The following is a 15,949-nucleotide window of genomic DNA, read 5'->3' on the forward strand; positions in this document are numbered from 1 at the left end:
TGGTTGCCGTTCTCGTGATGCTTTTCTTTGCACCTTTGCGTCTTTAGCGTCTTTGCGTGAGATCGCCTTACTGCAAGCTACGAATATCGACAAACCGCCCAGCCACCGCCGCCGCCGCCATCGCTGGAGACACCAGATGCGTGCGGCCACCGGCGCCCTGGCGGCCTTCGAAGTTGCGGTTCGAGGTTGATGCACAACGCTCGCCCGGCGACAGCTGATCGGCATTCATGCCGAGGCACATCGAGCAGCCGGGTTCGCGCCATTCGAAGCCGGCGTCGATGAAGACCTTGTCCAGGCCTTCGCTTTCAGCCTGACGCTTGACCAGCCCCGAGCCCGGCACCGCGAGCGCGAGCTTGACGTTGCCGGCAATCCGCTTGCCCTTGAGCACGCCGGCCGCCGCGCGCAGATCCTCGATCCGCGAGTTGGTGCAGGAACCGATGAACACCTTGTCGATGACGATGTCGGTAATCGGCTGATCGGCATGGATGCCCATGTAAGCCAACGCGCGCTCGATGCTGCCGCGCTTGACCGCATCCGCCTCGTTGGCCGGATTCGGCACCTTGCCATCGACTGGCAAGACCATCTCCGGGCTGGTGCCCCAGGTGACCTGCGGCTGGATGCTGGCGGCGTCGATGTCGATTTCGCGATCGAACTTCGCGCCCTCGTCCGAGTGCAAGGTGTTCCACCAGGCGATCGCCTTGGTGAGCGACTCACCCTTCGGCGAGAACGGCCGGTTCTGCACGTAGGCGATCGTGGTCGCATCCACCGCGACGAGACCGGCGCGTGCGCCCGCTTCGATCGCCATGTTGCAGACCGTCATCCGGCCTTCGATCGACAGATCAGAAATTGCTTCTCCGGCGAATTCGATGGTGTGGCCATTGCCGCCGGCGGTGCCGATCTTGCCGATGATCGCCAGCACGATGTCCTTGGCGGTGATGCCGGCCGACACCTTGCCGCACACCGTCACCCGCATGTTCTTCGACTTCTTCAACACCAGGGTCTGCGTGGCGAGCGCGTGCTCGACTTCGCTGGTGCCGATGCCGAAAGCGAGCGCGCCGAAGGCACCGTGCGTCGAAGTGTGGCTGTCGCCGCAGACCACGGTCATGCCGGGCAAGGTCGCGCCCTGCTCCGGCCCGATGACGTGGACGATGCCCTGGCGGGCGTCGTTCATGCGGAATTCGGTGATGCCGTATTCGTCGCAATTGCTGTCGAGCGCTTCAACCTGGGTGCGCGAGATCGGATCGGCGATGCCCTGGCTGCGATCGGTGGTCGGCACGTTGTGGTCGGCGACGGCGAGGTTGGCGTCGAGCCGCCAGGGCATGCGCTTGTTCAGGCGCAAGCCATCGAAAGCCTGCGGGCTGGTCACTTCATGGAGCAGCTGGCGGTCGATATAGACGATCGCCGAGCCATCGCCCTGATCCTTGACGACGTGGGCATCCCAGAGCTTGTCGTAAAGCGTTTTCGAGGTATTCGTGGTCATGGATCGCTTCTGTCCTTCAGGTTCGGCGCGCAGTGTAGGGAGCCGGCTTTAATTACTCCAATGAATCGTTTTCATATTCCGCAGTCGTCATGGGAATATATCGGCCCGCCGTACCAGAGCCGGACGATCGATGGATACCCACAGCCTCAGCGCCTTTCTCGAAGTGGCCGAAGCCAGTTCCTTCTCCAAGGCCGGCGAGCGCCTGCATCTGTCGCAGCCAGCGATCTCCAAGCGCATCGCTGCGCTCGAAGCGGCGCTGGGCACGTCGCTGTTCAACCGGGTCGGCCGGCGCATCGACCTGACCGACGCCGGCCGCACCCTGCTGCCGTATGCGCGGCGGGTGCTCGCCGAGCTTGAAGACGGCCGACGGGCGTTGTCGCATCTGTCCGGCGCTGTCAGCGGCCGCTTGTCGATCGGCACCAGCCATCACATCGGCCTGCATCGCCTGCCCGAAGTGCTGCGCAGCTATACGCAGGCTTATCCGGATGTCGATCTCGACATCCACTTCATGGATTCCGAGGACGCCTGCGAGGAAGTGGCCCAGGGCCGGCTCGAACTCGGCATCGTCACCCTGCCCCGCGAACCGCCGGACGCACTGCGCATGCAGATGATCTGGGTCGATCCGCTGTCGGTGGTAGTCGCGCCGACCCATCCGCTGCTGCGCGAGCAAGTGCCGACCTTGAAAGCGCTGGCCGCCTACCCCGCCGTGCTGCCGGACGAGCGCACCTACACGCATCGCATCGTCACCGCAGCACTGCAGGCGCACGGCGTGGCGCCACGCATCCGGCTATCGACCAATTATCTGGAGACGCTGAAGATGCTGGTCGCGATCGGCCTCGGCTGGAGCGTGCTGCCGCGCTCGATGCTCGATGACACCCTGGTCGCACTCGAACTGCCGGAGCTGAGCCTGAGCCGCGAACTCGGCGCCGTCTGGCATCGCGGCCGTACCCGTTCGGGGCCGGCGCGGGCGCTGCTCGACCTGCTGGCGGCGGCTCGCTGAGCGCCCGCCGGTATAATCGCGGCGCGCTTCAACAGCCCGATATTCCTGAAGAAAACAAAAGACCCATCCTTGAAGATGGGTCAGCACGGAGACCTCATGAGCGACCTCGTCCTGCATCACTACCCGGCTTCGCCATACGCGGAAAAGATTCGCGCCGCGCTCGGCTACAAGCGCCTGAGCTGGAAATCGGTGCAGCAGCCGATGGTGATGCCGAAGCCGAACCAGATCGCGCTGACCGGCGGCTACCGCAAGGCGCCGGTGCTGCAGATCGGCCGCGACATCTACTGCGATACGGCGCTGATCTGCCGGACCCTGGACCGCCTCTATCCGGATCCGCCGCTGGTGCCGCTGGCCGCGAAAGCCAGCTGCGCGGCCTTCGCCAGCCTCGAACAGACGCTGTTCTTCGCGGCGATTCCGACCGTGTTCCAGCCAGCAGGCCTGAAGGCGCTGATGGCGGTGATGGGGCCGGATGGCCTGGACAAGTTCTCGAAGGACCGTGCCGCGCTGTTCGCCGGCGGCAGCGCCTCGCGCCCCGGCCCGGAGTTCGGCAAGACGCATTTCATGCCGCTGATGAACAGCCTCGATCAGCAGCTCGCAGCCTCACCGTTCCTGCTCGGCGAGACACCGACCCTGGCCGATTTCTGCGCCTATCACCCGGTCTGGTTCATCCGCGGCAACGCCGGCGTTGCCAGCCTGCTCGAACCGTTCAAATCACTGCTGGCCTGGGCCGATCGGATCAAGGCCTTGGGCCACGGCGAGGCTACCGAGATCAGCGGCGAAGACGCGATCGCCCTCGCCCGTGACGCCAGCGGCCTGCTGCCGCTGGACGGCCCGATGCTGGAACCGGAAGGTGCGCGCATCGGCTCGAAAGTCACCGTCGCCGCGACCGACTACGGCACCGACGCAGTGGCCGGCACCTTGATGCACGCCTCGGTGTTCGAAGTGGCGATCAAGCGCCGCGACGAGCGCGCCGGCGATGTCGTCGTCCACTTCCCGCGGGCCGGCTTCAAGGTCACGCCCGCCTGAGCTTGTTCAGGCGACTTTCGGCGCTTTCGGCTTGCGGTTGTTGAGCACGATCATCAGCACGCCGGACAGCACCAGCACGATCGCCGCCAGTTCGCTGGCGACGAACAGCTCGCCGGCGAGCATGGCGCCGAGCAGCAGCGCGACCACCGGATTGACGTAGGCATAGCTGGTCGCCAGGGACGGCGACACGGTCTGGTTCAGATAGATGTAGGCACTGAAGGCGATGACGCTGCCGAACACGGTCAGGTAGGCGACCGCCGCCATCGCTTTCGGCGTGGTCACCAGCTGCCAGGATTCGCCGGCCGCGAAACTCGCGATCAGGAACAGCACGCCGGCCGAGAACATCTGGCAGGCGGTGCTCATCGGACCTTTCGGCATGTCCAGCCGGCGGCTCCACACCGAGCCGAAGGCCCAGCTGACCGCTGCCGAAATCAGCAGCGCGGCAGACAGCGGATTGGCTGCGAAATCGCCACCGAGATTGAGCAGCACGATGCCCGAGAAGCCGACCGCCAGGCCGAGCCACTGCAGCGGCTTCGGCCACACACCCCAGATGCCGCCGAACAGGCTTGCCCACAGCGGCATCGTCGCAACAGCCGTGGCGGCGAGCGCCGAACCGACCGATTTCTGCGCGTAGACGACTGCGCCATTGCCGACGTTCAGCAGCAGGAAGCCAACCACCATCGACCGGCCGAACTGCCCCCAGGTTGGCAGGGGATAACCGCGCAGACGAAGGAAGATCAGCAGGATGCTGCCGGCGGCGATGAAGCGAATGCCCGGGAAGAACAGCGGCGGATAGGCTTCCAGCGCGAAGCGGATCGCCAGATAGGTCGAGCCCCAGACGAAATAGACAGCGACGAGGCACAGCCAGACCAGCGGGCTCAAGCGGCCGGTCGATGCAGCGGAGGTGGTCACGGCGAGATTCCTCGCGAAAGAGGCGCGCATCTTAGAGCTTGTCTGACGATCACATGGCTCTCAGCAACTCGCGCGCGCAATTGCGCCCTGGAGCGCCGGTCACGCCACCGCCGGGATGGGTGCCGGCTCCGCAAAGCCACAGCCCCGGCAGCGGCGTGCGGTAGTCCGCCCAGCCCGGCACCGGCCGCATCGAGAACAGCTGATGCAAGGCCATCGAACCGTGAAAGATGTTGCCGCCGGTCAACGCGAAACGGCGCTCCAGATCGAGTGGCGTCAGCACCTGCCGGTGCAGCACAGAGGCGGCGAAGTTCGGCGCATAGGCGTTGACGGCGGCAATGCAGCGATCGGCGAACGGCTCGCGCAGCGCCTCCCAAGTCAGACCTTCGGCAAGCTTGTACGGCGCGTACTGCACGAACATCTGGACGATGTGCTGGCCTGGCGGTGCCAGTGTTGAATCGACCGAGGTCGGAATGGTCAGCTCGAGGATCGGCTCGGCGGACGGCAGGCCGCGCCGGGCATCGTCGTAAGCCGCTTCGAGGTATTCCATCGTCGGGCTGATGTGGATGGTGCCGCGATGCTGCGGCCCGACCATGTCCTTGCCGGGCAGCGCCGTGAAGTCCGGCAGTTCGGACACTGCGAGATTGATCTTCATCGAAGCGCTGGCGTAGTCGATGCGGGCCACGGCCTCGTCGAACAGCGGCGGCAATCTGCCTGCCGGCAGCAGCTTGCGGAACGTCATTTCGGGCGTGGCATTCGAGACCACCGTCTTCGCCCGGATCAGTTCGCCGTCGGCCAGCCGCACACCCCTCGCCTGCCCGCCTTCGACGAGGATTTCAGCGACTTCGGCATTGCAGCGGATCTCGACACCACGCTCGCGTGCCGCTGCCGCCATCGCCTGCGTCACCGCACCCATGCCGCCTTCGACATAACCCCAGACGCCGCGCGCACCGCCGGCTGTGCCCATCACGTGATGCAGCAGCACATAGCCGGTGCCGGGTGCTGAGATCGGTTGCTGGGCGCCGATCACCGCGTCGGTGGCGAGCGTGGCCTTCAGTACGTCGGATTCGAACCAGCGATCGAGGATCGGCCGCGCCGCGCCGGTCAGCAGTTCGATCGCTTGCGGCAGTTCATCGCCCATCGCGCGCAGCGCTTGATACAGCCGGCGGCTGCGGCGCAGCTCGCGCAGCCGCGCGAACAAGCTGCGCGTGCGCCATGAAGCCGGCAGCGGCAGCAGATCGGCCGGTGGCTCCGACAGCAGCGGTTCGATGCACTCGGCGATCCGTGTCAGCCAGGCTTCGTAGCGCGGATAAGCCGCCGCATCGCGTGCCGAGAACTTGGTGATCTCGCGATGGTTCAGTGCCTCGTCCGGCCCCATCAGCAACGAGCGACCATCGGGCAGCGGCGTGAACGACGAGGGATTGCGCGCCAGCACCTGATAGCCATGGCGCGCGAGTTCCAGTTCCTGCACGACCTCGGGCAGCAGCAGGCTGATCAGATAGGAGGCCGTCGACGCGCGATAGCCCGGGGCGATCTCATCGGTGATGCAGGCGCCGCCGACAACGGCGCTGCGCTCCAGCACCAGCACCTTCTTGCCAGCTGCGGCCAGCGTCGCTGCGCAGACCAGGCCGTTGTGGCCGGCGCCGATCAGAATCACGTCATGCACGGCATCGACCATCAGGCTTGCGCTCCGCCCCAGTTCCGTTCAATTCAGGCCGGCGCCAATGCCGGCTGTCTTTCGCTCAATGCAACGACCACGCCGACGATCAGTACCGCGGTGCCGGCGAGCACGGTGGCCGCCGGCCAGGCGCCGGTCCAGATCGCGCCATAGGCGATGCCGCCGATGGTCTCGAAGACGATCATCTGGCCGAGCAACGACGGCGGCAAGCGCGTGCTCGACAGGTTCCACAAGGTATTCGCGGCCCAGGAAGTCACCAGACCCAGGAACAGGCTGACGGCGATGAACAGCAGCCAGTCGTTCAGGCCATGCGCCACTGCGGGCTTGGTCGCCGCAAACAGCAGCAGCGCGAACGGCAGCGCCGCCGCACCCTGCAATGACGACCACTGCATGCCGCTCATGCCGGGACGCGCGCGCAGACGCTCGGCATTGATGACGCCATAGATCGTCCACAGCAAGGTCGAGCCGGCGGCGCACAACCAGCCGACCAGCTCATCGCTACTCGCCACATGGCTGCCGCCCACCGCATCGACCTGCGGCGCCCGCGCCAGCCACAGTCCTGCCGCGATCAGCAGCAACGCCCAGCCATAGCGCGGCGTGATCGGCAGGCGATGGCGGATGCGCGCCGCCAGCGACACGGTGACCGGCAGCAGGCCGATGATCAGCGTCGGCATCACATAGCCGGCCTTCTGCACCGCCACGCTGAGCAGCGCGTAATACAGCAGGTTGCCGAACAGGGTCAGCAACAGCGATTCACGCCACAAGCGCGCATCGCGCAACTGCGCACGGCCACGGCGATGCAGCAGCCAGAGCGTCATCACGGAAGCCGCGCCGTAAGCGATGTAGCGGCCAGCCGCGACGGCCAGCCCCGGCCAGTCGCCGAGAATCAGCGGACCGATGAACGCGAACGCCCAGCCGAAGCAGGCGGCGACTGCGTAGAAGAAGCCGGCGCGCATCGGTGGGTCTAGCGCAGAGTCGCGATTTCAACCGCGACGGTGCGTTCGCCATCACCGAGCCAGACCTGGCCATCCTGGATCGTGCAATGCAGCTGCATGGTTCGCTGCGCGAGCTGGGTCAGGGTCGCCTCCCCGCTGCTGCTGATCCGCCGCACCGACAGGTTCTTCGCCCGCGCCAGCTTCGCTTCGGCCGTCTGCCACCAGGGCTCTGCCGCGCGGTTGAAGCCATAGACGAACACCTGCCCGGCGCGGCCGCAGGCGCGGATGATGTTCTTCTCGTCTGGCTGACCCAGCTCGATCCATTCCTCGATCAGCCCGGTCAGATCCTTGCGCCACAGGTCCGGCTCATCCGGATCGCTCAAGCCCTTGCCGAGCTCCAGCCGCTCATGGGCATGCAGCGCGAACACCAGCACGCGGACCATCATGCGTTCGTCGGTCTCGGAGGGATGGCGGGCGATGGTGAGCGCGTGTTCCGCGTAGTAGTTGCGATCCATGTCGGCGATCTGCAACTGGGCCTTGAAGATGGTGGCTTTGAGGGCCATGGGGGAGCGGGCTTTGGGTTTGGCGATTGGGGGGGGATGGTAGCGGGCGGGCCGGTTCTTGGCTGGATTCGGCTTGGCTGACGTCTGTGTTGTTCTCGGCTTGATCGGCCTTCGCTGTTGTTTGCTGGCGTTTGCGCACTGTTCCGCGCTGTCGCGCGGGTCACTTTCCTTGACGCCCAAGGAAAGTAACCAAAGGAAGGGCGCCCCCGGCGCTGCGTCGCCTTGCCGAAGAGGCAGAAGCCGGCAAGTCGATGCCCTGTGCTTCTCGGCCATGGCGGGGCTTTTCGACGCGCCATCCATGGCGCGGCGAAAAGGCTTCGGCATCCTGCCTCGCCTCCTTCGGAGCCTGTCCGCCATGGCCTGCGATGCTCGGCGCGCTTAAGGGGGTCCGACGTCCACGGCAACAGCAGAATCAAAACCCGCCGTCATACCGGCGAAAGCCGGTATCCAGGACCGCACGCGCGAACTCCTCGACTCTGGATTCCGGCTTTCGCCGGAATGACGTTGTTGATGTGGCAGTGCTTTTGATTGGTCGTTGCTGTGGCTTTTGACGGTGCTGTGGACGTTCATCCCCCCTGCATGCCGCCGAGCATCGCAGCGATCGGAGAGGGACGACCGGCATGGATGCCGGTCGAGCGCTGCCAGGCCATGGATGGCCTGTCTGTAGCGCGCCGTTTGGTTTGGCTCAGCGCGACACTTAGTTTGTCGCGGTCATTTCGGCCGCTTCAGATCTCCAGTAGCAGGGTCTCGGTCAGGGGGCGCGGCGCGGGCCAGCCGCCCTTCCAGTTGCCGATGATCAGCTCCTTGGCGGCCTGCGCGGCGTGGCCGCCGCCGACCGTGTAGTTGATGTCGACCGAGCGCATCGGGAAGGCTTTGAACGCCTCGCGGATGTCCGGGTGGTCGTTGATCGAGACGATCATCGTGCCAGCGATGGTGCCCATCAGGCGGGCCATCTCGGTGTAGTGCTCGAAGCCAAAGTCCACGCCATAGCCCTCGGTCTGCCAGTACGGCGGGTCGCAATAGAACAGGGTGTGCGGGCGGTCGTAGCGGCTGACGATCTCGGTCCAGGGCAGGTTCTCGACGTAAGCACCGTGCAGGCGCAGGTGGGCGGCGCTCAGTTCCTCCTCGATGCGCAGCAGGTTCAGCCTCGGGCCGGACGTGGTGGCGTAGCCGAAGCTCCGGCCGTCGACGCGGCCACCGAAGGCGTTGCGCTGCAGGTAGTAGAAGCGCGCGGCGCGCTGGATGTCGGTGAGCGTGCGCGGCACCTTCGACTGTTCCCACTCGAACACCTGCCGGCTGGTCAGCGCCCACTTGAACTGGCGCACGAACTCCTCGAGGTGGTTCTGGACGATCCGGTACAGGTTGACCAGCTCGCCGTTGATGTCGTTGATGACCTCAACCTCGCTGGGTTGCTTCAGGAAAAACATGGCCGCCGCGCCGCAGAACGGCTCGACGTAGCAGGCGTGGTCCGGGAACAGCGGGAGGATTTGTGGGGCCAGGCGGCGCTTGCCGCCGAGCCACGGAATGATCGGTGCTGCAGGCATTTTCAGGGTTCTCGGATGTGGCCGTAGATACAATGGCCTCGCCGTCGCGACGGCGGGGAGGCCTTGGTTGGCCATCGGTCCTCGAGACCGGTGGTTAGCGTCGCCGCAGGTGTTAGCGCACCGGCGGCGTCGCCTCTCCTTTGCAGCTGTCCTACGCGGTGCGGTACCAGCCAAAACCGGCGACTACGTAGGGCTGCAGGTTGTTGTGGGGTTCGTTGGCACCGACGGTGACCGGAGCCACCGGCTGGTTGCGGATGTTCGGCTCACCGCCCGATGCGCTGGTGTCGAAGTTGGTCGGCGTCACGTCCTGTCCGCCGACCGAGGTGGGAATAAACCCGTATCCCGTTCCGACCGAGTTGTTCGCCGGCTGGTGGTTGTGGCTCGGGAGCTGCGCGGCGGTCAGCTGATGCGTCTTTGCGCCACCCGTCTTGCCGACGACGTTGAACTCGGTTTCGGCGACGTTGAGGGTCACTGGCACCGTGCCGGGCGGCAGCTGAACCCAAGTGCCGAAGCCGTGGATCTGCGCGGCGGTCAGGTCCGTGCGCCGGGTCCAGTAGTAGCTGCCGATCGGGAAATTGATCTCGAAGATGGCCCGGCGCAGCTGGTTGACCAGGCCGGCATTCGGCGTCAGGCCTGCAGCGACGATGACGCCAACGATCTCCTCCTGCACGCCATTTAGCCATGTGGCGGGGACTACGGTTGCCGGCGTGCCGCTGCTGTCATCGCCATCGGTGAACTGCTGGCCAGGGGTAGCGGTGGGATGTTGGATGCGGTCCATTGCTTAAATTCCGTATGCAAACAGCAGGGCCGTGTGGGCCGGTTTAATGCGGTTGAAAAGGCATTCAAAGGCCTCGTTTCCGAAGCTGGCCAGCGGGTCTCCAGCGGTGCTCAGGCCGGCGCGAAACCGGGTGATGCCGACCACTTCGGTCGAGCGCATGCGCCAGGTGTGCAGGGCGGGCTCTTCGATCGTCACCGTGTAGCCGTAAGCAGCTGCGACGCCGATGAAATAGGCGCGGCTGGCACCGCCAGTGCCGGTCAGGCGGGCAATTAGGGCGGCGCGGCGCTGCTCGATGCTCTGCGGGACGTTGACGCAGCGGTCCGGCAGGCCGGCAGTCAGCTCCCACTCCGGCAACAGCTCGGTGGTCGTTCGCGGATCGGCCTCGATGCGGAGCGTGTCGGCGCGGGCATGAACGCGGGCCAGTTCGGTGCCGATGGCCAGCACAATGCGGCCGAGCAGCGTGTGCGGGCTGGGCTGCCAGGCTGGGCCGGTGGGCAGTAGCGCCGCGAGCTGCGCGGCGTAGTCCTCGGCCGTCATACCCATGTCAGCGTGCCCAGGGTGAGGATGGCGCCAGCACCGGCCGTGACGTTCGCGGCGGGCAGGATCAGGTTGTGGTCGTATTCGCCTGCGGCGTCGCTGATCGCCTGGGCGATATGGGTGCGCGGAATGGTGCCCTCGGGCGCGGCTTCGCGCATGAACAGATCTGCCAGCGAGGCAGTGACTGCGGCGCGAATTGCTGGCGTGTCCGGACCGAGAGTGACGCGCACATTGACCGGCTGGCGGTTCGGCGCGACCACGTCGACATCGCCCGTCACCGGCCGGACGCTGTCCAGGTATGCCTGGGCGGTGGCCACGGTGCCGGCACTGGCCAGCGCGCTACCTACATAGCTGTCGTCCGCGACGTAGACGCGGACGTTGCCGGCGCCGAGGTATAGAGGAAACACCCAGGCGCGGGTGATGCCGGGCGCGTCCAGTGCCCAATCGACATAGTCCGCCGCACTGCCGCCGTGTGGCGGGTTGCTGATGCGCTCCTTCAGCCTGGCCCGGAGGCTTTCGTCGTCTTCACGATCGCTGCCGCCGTTGAGGCCATTCGGGTCAACGCTGGCCAGCGCGTCGACGCCGAGCACCGGCGAGACGAACGACAGCACTACGGCTGCAGGCTGGTTGCCGATGCTGCCCGTGACCTGGGCGACGATCGACGCCGGCACCGAGCCGCCGCCGCCGATGACGACAGCGGCCGTGGTGCGGTACTCGGTGCCCATCTGGCTCTGCAGCGAAGTCTCGGCCGGCACGGCCGCGCCGGCAGCGCCGGTGATAACGATGCCGCCGGTGGCGATGGTCGGGCTACGCCTGCCGACGCTCCAGAGGCTGGCCCAGCGTTCCAGATCAGCGTCCGTGGCGGTGTACGGCACGGCCTGGGTGCTGAGCTGCTGGATGTAGCCGTAGAGGCCGTGCACGGCGGCAGCGATGGCAGTGGCGATGGTGCCGAGCACGGAGCGCCGCAGCGCTGGCTGCGCGCCTTCGATGCGGGCGCGCATGTCGGCCTGGATGCGGGCCTGAAGGGTGCTGAGACCGGGTCGGATGATGGGCATGGTTTGGGCTTAGGCTCAGGCGGCGGCTTTCGGAAACAGGTCGCGCTGACCGCCGCCGCTGTTGGTGTTGTATTGGTTGATATAGACGTCGACGACTCGCGGCACCCAGATGGGTTTCCACGGAATATCGATCTCCTCGAACTCGTCGATGGCATGAGAGCTGTGGGAAACCCGGCTTTCGTTGGGGTTCAGTTCGCCGGTTACGTCGTCGACGCTCGTGAAGCCGATTCCTTCCTGCGGCACGCTGACCAAGTTGTTGCTGGTGCCGGTATTGCCGAGGCCGATCAGGCGGGCTTGCTCGATTTCGACAAGTTCTGGCAGATCGATCGCCGGCATGACGAAATTGACCATCCGCAGCAGCATCCGGCCCTGCTCGTTCCAGATGTCGACGCCGAACGACTTCAGGGCGATCGACAGCGGGATCAGGAAAACCAGCGCGTAGTTGCTGTAGTACAGGGCCTTGGTGCCACGGCTCAGTTCGGCGATCAGGCTGCCGGTGGCGCCGGGCAGCGTGGCGGCATCGGTGAGTGCGATGTCGAATGCCTCGCGCCCGAACCGTAGCCACTCGGCGCGGCCGCAGATACGCGCGGCAGTGATGGCAGCCCAGCCGGCGGCATAGCTGTGGTTGTTGCGGCCGGTGTTGGTGCCGGTCCACACCTGCGGCGCGATGAAGCCCTGGCCCCGGATCGCGGCGTAGTACTCGACCATCTCCGTGGTGGCGCGCAGGAACCACGCGCGGATGATCGCGTGGTCTTCAGCCGAGCCGATGCCGCTGTCGCGGACGATGAGGTACGCCATGCCGCTGGCGGCGATCTGGTTGGCGCGCTGCGCCAGGCTGTTGAGGTCGCCGGCCGGGCCGCGCCAGTAGTCCTGGCCGCACCACTGGCGCTGCCAGGCGATGACCTTCAGCGCTGCCTGGCGATTGCCGGTGGTGACCCAGAGATTCGCCTGCTTGACGCACTCGGATGCGAAAGCACGAACCGGATCGATGATCGCGTGATAGTCCGCGTAGCTGGGCGGATGGACGATCGAACGGGTTGGATCGCCGGCAGGGCCATAGATCGATACCGTTGGGACGTCGATCGGCGCGGGTTTGAACGGATCGCCGGGCTTGATCCTCGCGATCCAGATGCCCTCGCTGGCGCAGAACGTGACCGAGGACAACGGCGGCAAAACCAACGGCGAGCCGCCCTCGATGCTGCCGCCAGCCGGCACCAGGCTGAGACTGGCCACGGCGTCTTCATTGATCAGCGTCAGCAGCGCCAGCGTGGGCGCGGTGGTGGCGTCCGGGATGATGTCCGCCATCGCGGCCCCGCCGTTGCGGCGGCGAAAAAAGCGGTTCGTGGTGTTGGCCGGATAGCTGCTGTAGCTGGTGCCGACCACGCGCAGAGAGGGGCCTTCAAACGCGGGCACGTCGGCGATGTTGCCGATGAACGAAGTGCCGATCGGCGACCGAAAGTTGATCGGCGCCCAGCGGCGGCGAGCGCGCTGCGGCAGGTTCGCGGCCGGTAGAGCGCCAGCGGTGACATCGAGGCTGCGGATCGCCGTGGCGCTGGCAAACTCGCCGTTCGCCGAACACAGCCAGGCGCCGGTCACCGTGGTCGGATCGAAGCCGGCAATCGTTGCCGTGCGCGTGGTGCTGCCGCCGAGGTCCGGCAGCGCGACGGTGACGCTGCCGGCCTGCCAGCTGACCACCAACTTGATAGCGCCCTCGGCGCCGCAGTGACCGCGTGTGAGATCGGCGACTACCGCGCCGCCCAGCTCGATCACGGCACCGACGCGGGCACCGGCGACCAGGCGCAAGCGATGGCCCGAGCCGAACAACACGGCGAGCAGCGTGGCGTTGCTTGCCAGCGCTCGGTATTCGGCATCAATGGCCGCGTGCGCAGCTCCGGCGAAGATCGAGGGATCGGTAACGCTGATCACTTCCGGGCCACGTGAAACCGGGCCGGTGGCACCAACCAGCTGCACCTTCTCGATACGCGGCTTCGGTGCGATGTAGATCTCGCAGACCGAGGTGCTGTTGGCCGCCGCTCGGAACGAGACCTGGTTGGTGACGTAGGCGGTGCCGGCCGGCATCGTCAGCGTGACGCTGGATGGGCCGAAGCCGGCGGCCAGCGGCGATGAAAGCGAACCCGCAATGCCGCCACCGCTGTTGCGGCCGACGATGCCGATACTCGGGCTGGCACCGCCAGTGTCGCTGAGCACTTCGGCATCGATGCCGGCCGACCACTCCTCGCCTGCCGCTGCGGTGACATTGCCGCCGGCCGTGATCGGCATCAGGCGCAGCACACCGGAGATCAGCGCCGGCGTCGTGTTGGTGACGGTGATGCGCAGCGTGATGTCATTGGCCACCCGGCTGTTGCGCGCGATGACCTGATGCGTGGTGGCGGCGGCCAGACTCCAGCCTGCCGGCAAGCTGCCGCCGACAGCCGCGCCGGTGCTGGTGTCGTAGGGGTAGTAGTCGGTGCGAATGATGACGCCGGCCGAACTGCCGACCCACTCAGTGGGCGCACTGGATTCCTCCAGCAGCACGCCGCTGATGCGCACGCGATAGTTGCCGGAGCTGGCGTTGGCCACCGCGCTGGTGACCGTCGGCATGATCGTGACGGTGCTGGGATCGAGCGCAGGCGTGACCACGAACGGCGTGGGCACGCCAGGCTCGGCGACGACGGCGGTGGCCAGCGAATCCCCGGACAGCGCGCTGCTGGCATTGCGCTCGATCAGGCGTGCCGAAACACGGCTGACGTTGGTGGCGCTGATCACCGTCACTTCGCCGCTGAAGGTGTGCGGGACCAGAGCCGGCAGCAGGTAGCCGTTGCCGGGCTCGAAGCTGATCGCGATCGTGTCGCCGGCATCCGCATCGAGCGGATCGATCGGGTTGGTGTTGGTGTAGGCGATGTCCAGGACGATCGAGCGCACGCGGTTGACGGTGCTGACCTCGATTACGTCGACCACGGCGCCGTCGCTGACCCGCATGTTGCGCGGCAGCTGGCCGCCAGCACCGACACGGCCGAGCACCGCGCCGTCGAAATTGGCGTTGCTCAGCCGCTGCGTGGTGGCCGGCGAACCGAACAGGCCGCGCGTGGTTTGCCGGAGCACGTTCGGGGCGAACGGCAGGCGCGTGTTGTCGAAGTCCTGAGCGGTGCTCGCCTGTGCTCGCGTACAGGCCAGCAGGCTCAGCGGCGAGCCGGCCCAGCGCCCACCGCGCCAGCTGCGGCCGCGACGGAAGTCCGCCTGCCAGCGCCGGCCGCTGAGGTCTGGATTGCGCAGTTGCATCAGGGGCCGTAGCCGGTGATGTCGATGCCCACGTCGGTGCCTTCGACGAGGATGCGCACCGGGTTGCGTAGCCAGTCCGTTTGCGGTGCCAGCAGCACGGTCTCGGTGAAACCGTTTTCGTACTCCATCGTCACCTGCCCGCCGAACTCGAAGCGCAAGCCCCCATTGATCGGCGGGTCGATCGCCGCAGTGCTCGGGAACAACTTGCGCGGGTTGCGGCCGATGACGCTGGTGGCGGCGATGGCGGCGATAGCCGCGTTCGCCTGGGCCTGGAAGCCGGCGAACAGCTTGGCGATGCTGGGCAGATCGACGCTGCCGTTGTTGATCGTCAGTTCCGGCCCGCCGCTGGCCACGGCCGCGAGAATCTCGACCATGCGCCGCGTGGTGATGGCGGCGGCTTGCAGCTCGGCTTCTGTTGTGGCGCTCACTGAATCACCTGCGGATAAAGGACTTGGACGATGTAGACCCACTCGGCCGCGAGCCGCTGCAGCTCGTTGAGGCGCTCTGCGGCAATGCGGCCCTGGTACGGCCGCAGCGAGGCGGCCCAGATGTCGGCGAAGCGGATCAGCTCACGGCCGGTGGGCCGGTCGATCGCGATCTCGATGTCGAGACGGCCGCGCTCTGGGAAGCTGGCCTTTGCAGTGACGGCGCGAGCCACGCCGTCGGAGAGCATCCACGCGAGTGCTGCCTCGGCGTAGCGCTTGGCTTCCACAAGCACCGCATCAGTCTCTGTGCGGCGCTGCAGCTGCCAGAGCTGGGAGCCGATGCGATCGTTCTGCACGCCCAGGGCATCGCCCCACCAGCCACGGCGGTCGGCGCTGGTCTCATCCGGGTTTTCCTGGTCGGTGAACAGGCTGATGACGACGGCCGACCTCAGGCTGTCATCGAGCACTAGGTCGCCGTCGATCAGATCCAGGCCGATGCCATCAGCCACGTCGGCCGAGACCGGAAGAAGTGCGAGATCGGCCATATCAGGTCATCGTCGCGAGCGTGGTTGCGGTGTTGCCGCTGCCGATCTGGACGCCGCCGTGGTTGTGGCCGTTGTAGGTCACGCGCATCTCTTGCATCGTGCCCAGCGGATCTTCGACAGCGGTCGCGCTGAAGATGCGGCCGGCCGCCGTAAGCTCGCCGGTGCAATGCACCAGCGGGCTGTCGATCGTCACCT

General features: G+C 66.4%; 14 protein-coding genes and 1 pseudogene. 2 read left to right on the plus strand and 13 right to left on the minus strand.

Features of this window, described 5'->3' with window-relative positions; genetic code table 11:
* Nucleotides 1–67: 67 nt before the first annotated feature.
* Nucleotides 68–1,480, minus strand: coding sequence for a 3-isopropylmalate dehydratase large subunit (gene leuC, locus Q0D45_RS16055; RefSeq protein ID WP_293394961.1), 1,413 nt, complete (start codon nucleotides 1,478–1,480; stop codon nucleotides 68–70).
* Between the two features lie 130 nt (nucleotides 1,481–1,610).
* On the opposite strand from leuC, the gene Q0D45_RS16060 reads away from it, so the two are divergent.
* Nucleotides 1,611–2,480 carry a LysR family transcriptional regulator gene (locus tag Q0D45_RS16060; protein WP_293394964.1) on the plus strand — a complete coding sequence of 290 codons (870 nt, stop codon included), beginning with the start codon at nucleotides 1,611–1,613 and terminating at the stop codon, nucleotides 2,478–2,480.
* A gap of 96 nt (nucleotides 2,481–2,576) precedes the next feature.
* On the plus strand, nucleotides 2,577–3,506 hold the full coding sequence (locus Q0D45_RS16065) for a glutathione S-transferase family protein (protein ID WP_293394966.1): 930 nt from the start codon (nucleotides 2,577–2,579) through the stop codon (nucleotides 3,504–3,506).
* Nucleotides 3,507–3,512: 6 nt separating this feature from the next.
* Here Q0D45_RS16065 and yedA read toward each other — a convergent pair whose 3' ends face one another.
* The 12 genes and pseudogenes from yedA to Q0D45_RS16125 all read right to left on the minus strand — a co-directional run.
* Nucleotides 3,513–4,418 (minus strand): drug/metabolite exporter YedA, encoded by a 906-nt coding sequence (gene yedA / locus Q0D45_RS16070; protein WP_293394969.1) that lies wholly within the window; start codon nucleotides 4,416–4,418, stop codon nucleotides 3,513–3,515.
* Nucleotides 4,419–4,467: 49 nt separating this feature from the next.
* Nucleotides 4,468–6,093 carry an NAD(P)/FAD-dependent oxidoreductase gene (locus Q0D45_RS16075; protein WP_293394972.1) on the minus strand — a complete coding sequence of 542 codons (1,626 nt, stop codon included), beginning with the start codon at nucleotides 6,091–6,093 and terminating at the stop codon, nucleotides 4,468–4,470.
* Nucleotides 6,094–6,125: 32 nt separating this feature from the next.
* Nucleotides 6,126–7,049 (minus strand): DMT family transporter, encoded by a 924-nt coding sequence (locus Q0D45_RS16080; RefSeq protein WP_293394974.1) that lies wholly within the window; start codon nucleotides 7,047–7,049, stop codon nucleotides 6,126–6,128.
* Between the two features lie 8 nt (nucleotides 7,050–7,057).
* A complete protein-coding gene (locus Q0D45_RS16085; RefSeq protein ID WP_293394977.1) occupies nucleotides 7,058–7,591 on the minus strand; it encodes a YaeQ family protein in 534 nt (177 codons plus the stop codon).
* Nucleotides 7,592–8,316: 725 nt separating this feature from the next.
* Nucleotides 8,317–9,135 (minus strand): DNA adenine methylase, encoded by an 819-nt coding sequence (locus Q0D45_RS16090; protein ID WP_293394980.1) that lies wholly within the window; start codon nucleotides 9,133–9,135, stop codon nucleotides 8,317–8,319.
* Nucleotides 9,136–9,286: 151 nt separating this feature from the next.
* On the minus strand, nucleotides 9,287–9,913 hold the full coding sequence (locus tag Q0D45_RS16095) for a hypothetical protein (RefSeq protein WP_293394983.1): 627 nt from the start codon (nucleotides 9,911–9,913) through the stop codon (nucleotides 9,287–9,289).
* 3 nt (nucleotides 9,914–9,916) lie between these two features.
* Complete coding sequence (locus Q0D45_RS16100) at nucleotides 9,917–10,456, minus strand: putative phage tail protein (RefSeq protein ID WP_293394986.1); 540 nt, start codon at nucleotides 10,454–10,456, stop codon at nucleotides 9,917–9,919.
* The gene (locus tag Q0D45_RS16105) at nucleotides 10,447–11,505 is read right to left on the minus strand and encodes a baseplate J/gp47 family protein (RefSeq protein WP_293394989.1); all 1,059 of its coding nucleotides are present in this window, start codon (nucleotides 11,503–11,505) and stop codon (nucleotides 10,447–10,449) included. The genes Q0D45_RS16100 and Q0D45_RS16105 overlap by 10 nt, the downstream gene beginning before the upstream one ends.
* Nucleotides 11,506–11,520: 15 nt before the next feature.
* Nucleotides 11,521–14,784 (minus strand): alginate lyase family protein, encoded by a 3,264-nt coding sequence (locus Q0D45_RS16110; protein WP_293394991.1) that lies wholly within the window; start codon nucleotides 14,782–14,784, stop codon nucleotides 11,521–11,523.
* Nucleotides 14,784–15,212, minus strand: a complete 429-nt coding sequence (locus Q0D45_RS16115; protein ID WP_293394994.1) for a hypothetical protein — start codon at nucleotides 15,210–15,212, stop codon at nucleotides 14,784–14,786. Before Q0D45_RS16115 ends, Q0D45_RS16110 begins: the two co-directional genes overlap by 1 nt.
* Complete coding sequence (locus Q0D45_RS16120; protein WP_293394997.1) at nucleotides 15,209–15,754, minus strand: phage GP46 family protein; 546 nt, start codon at nucleotides 15,752–15,754, stop codon at nucleotides 15,209–15,211. Before Q0D45_RS16120 ends, Q0D45_RS16115 begins: the two co-directional genes overlap by 4 nt.
* A gap of 1 nt (nucleotide 15,755) precedes the next feature.
* Nucleotides 15,756–15,949, minus strand: a pseudogene (locus Q0D45_RS16125) (hypothetical protein); the annotation flags it as partial.

It is taken from the genome of Nevskia sp. (assembly GCF_023266035.1).
Classification (GTDB): Bacteria; Pseudomonadota; Gammaproteobacteria; order Nevskiales; family Nevskiaceae; genus Nevskia.

Excerpts from the sequence above, each read along its gene's own strand:
- leuC (WP_293394961.1), bottom strand. The coding sequence starts at position 1,480 with ATGACCACGAATACCTCGAAAACGCTTTACGACAAGCTCTGGGATGCC.
- Q0D45_RS16060 (WP_293394964.1), top strand. The coding sequence starts at position 1,611 with ATGGATACCCACAGCCTCAGCGCCTTTCTCGAAGTGGCCGAAGCCAGT.
- Q0D45_RS16065 (WP_293394966.1), top strand. The coding sequence starts at position 2,577 with ATGAGCGACCTCGTCCTGCATCACTACCCGGCTTCGCCATACGCGGAA.
- Q0D45_RS16075 (WP_293394972.1), bottom strand. The coding sequence starts at position 6,093 with ATGGTCGATGCCGTGCATGACGTGATTCTGATCGGCGCCGGCCACAAC.
- Q0D45_RS16080 (WP_293394974.1), bottom strand. The coding sequence starts at position 7,049 with ATGCGCGCCGGCTTCTTCTACGCAGTCGCCGCCTGCTTCGGCTGGGCG.
- Q0D45_RS16085 (WP_293394977.1), bottom strand. The coding sequence starts at position 7,591 with ATGGCCCTCAAAGCCACCATCTTCAAGGCCCAGTTGCAGATCGCCGAC.
- Q0D45_RS16090 (WP_293394980.1), bottom strand. The coding sequence starts at position 9,135 with ATGCCTGCAGCACCGATCATTCCGTGGCTCGGCGGCAAGCGCCGCCTG.
- Q0D45_RS16095 (WP_293394983.1), bottom strand. The coding sequence starts at position 9,913 with ATGGACCGCATCCAACATCCCACCGCTACCCCTGGCCAGCAGTTCACC.
- Q0D45_RS16100 (WP_293394986.1), bottom strand. The coding sequence starts at position 10,456 with ATGGGTATGACGGCCGAGGACTACGCCGCGCAGCTCGCGGCGCTACTG.
- Q0D45_RS16105 (WP_293394989.1), bottom strand. The coding sequence starts at position 11,505 with ATGCCCATCATCCGACCCGGTCTCAGCACCCTTCAGGCCCGCATCCAG.
- Q0D45_RS16110 (WP_293394991.1), bottom strand. The coding sequence starts at position 14,784 with ATGCAACTGCGCAATCCAGACCTCAGCGGCCGGCGCTGGCAGGCGGAC.
- Q0D45_RS16120 (WP_293394997.1), bottom strand. The coding sequence starts at position 15,754 with ATGGCCGATCTCGCACTTCTTCCGGTCTCGGCCGACGTGGCTGATGGC.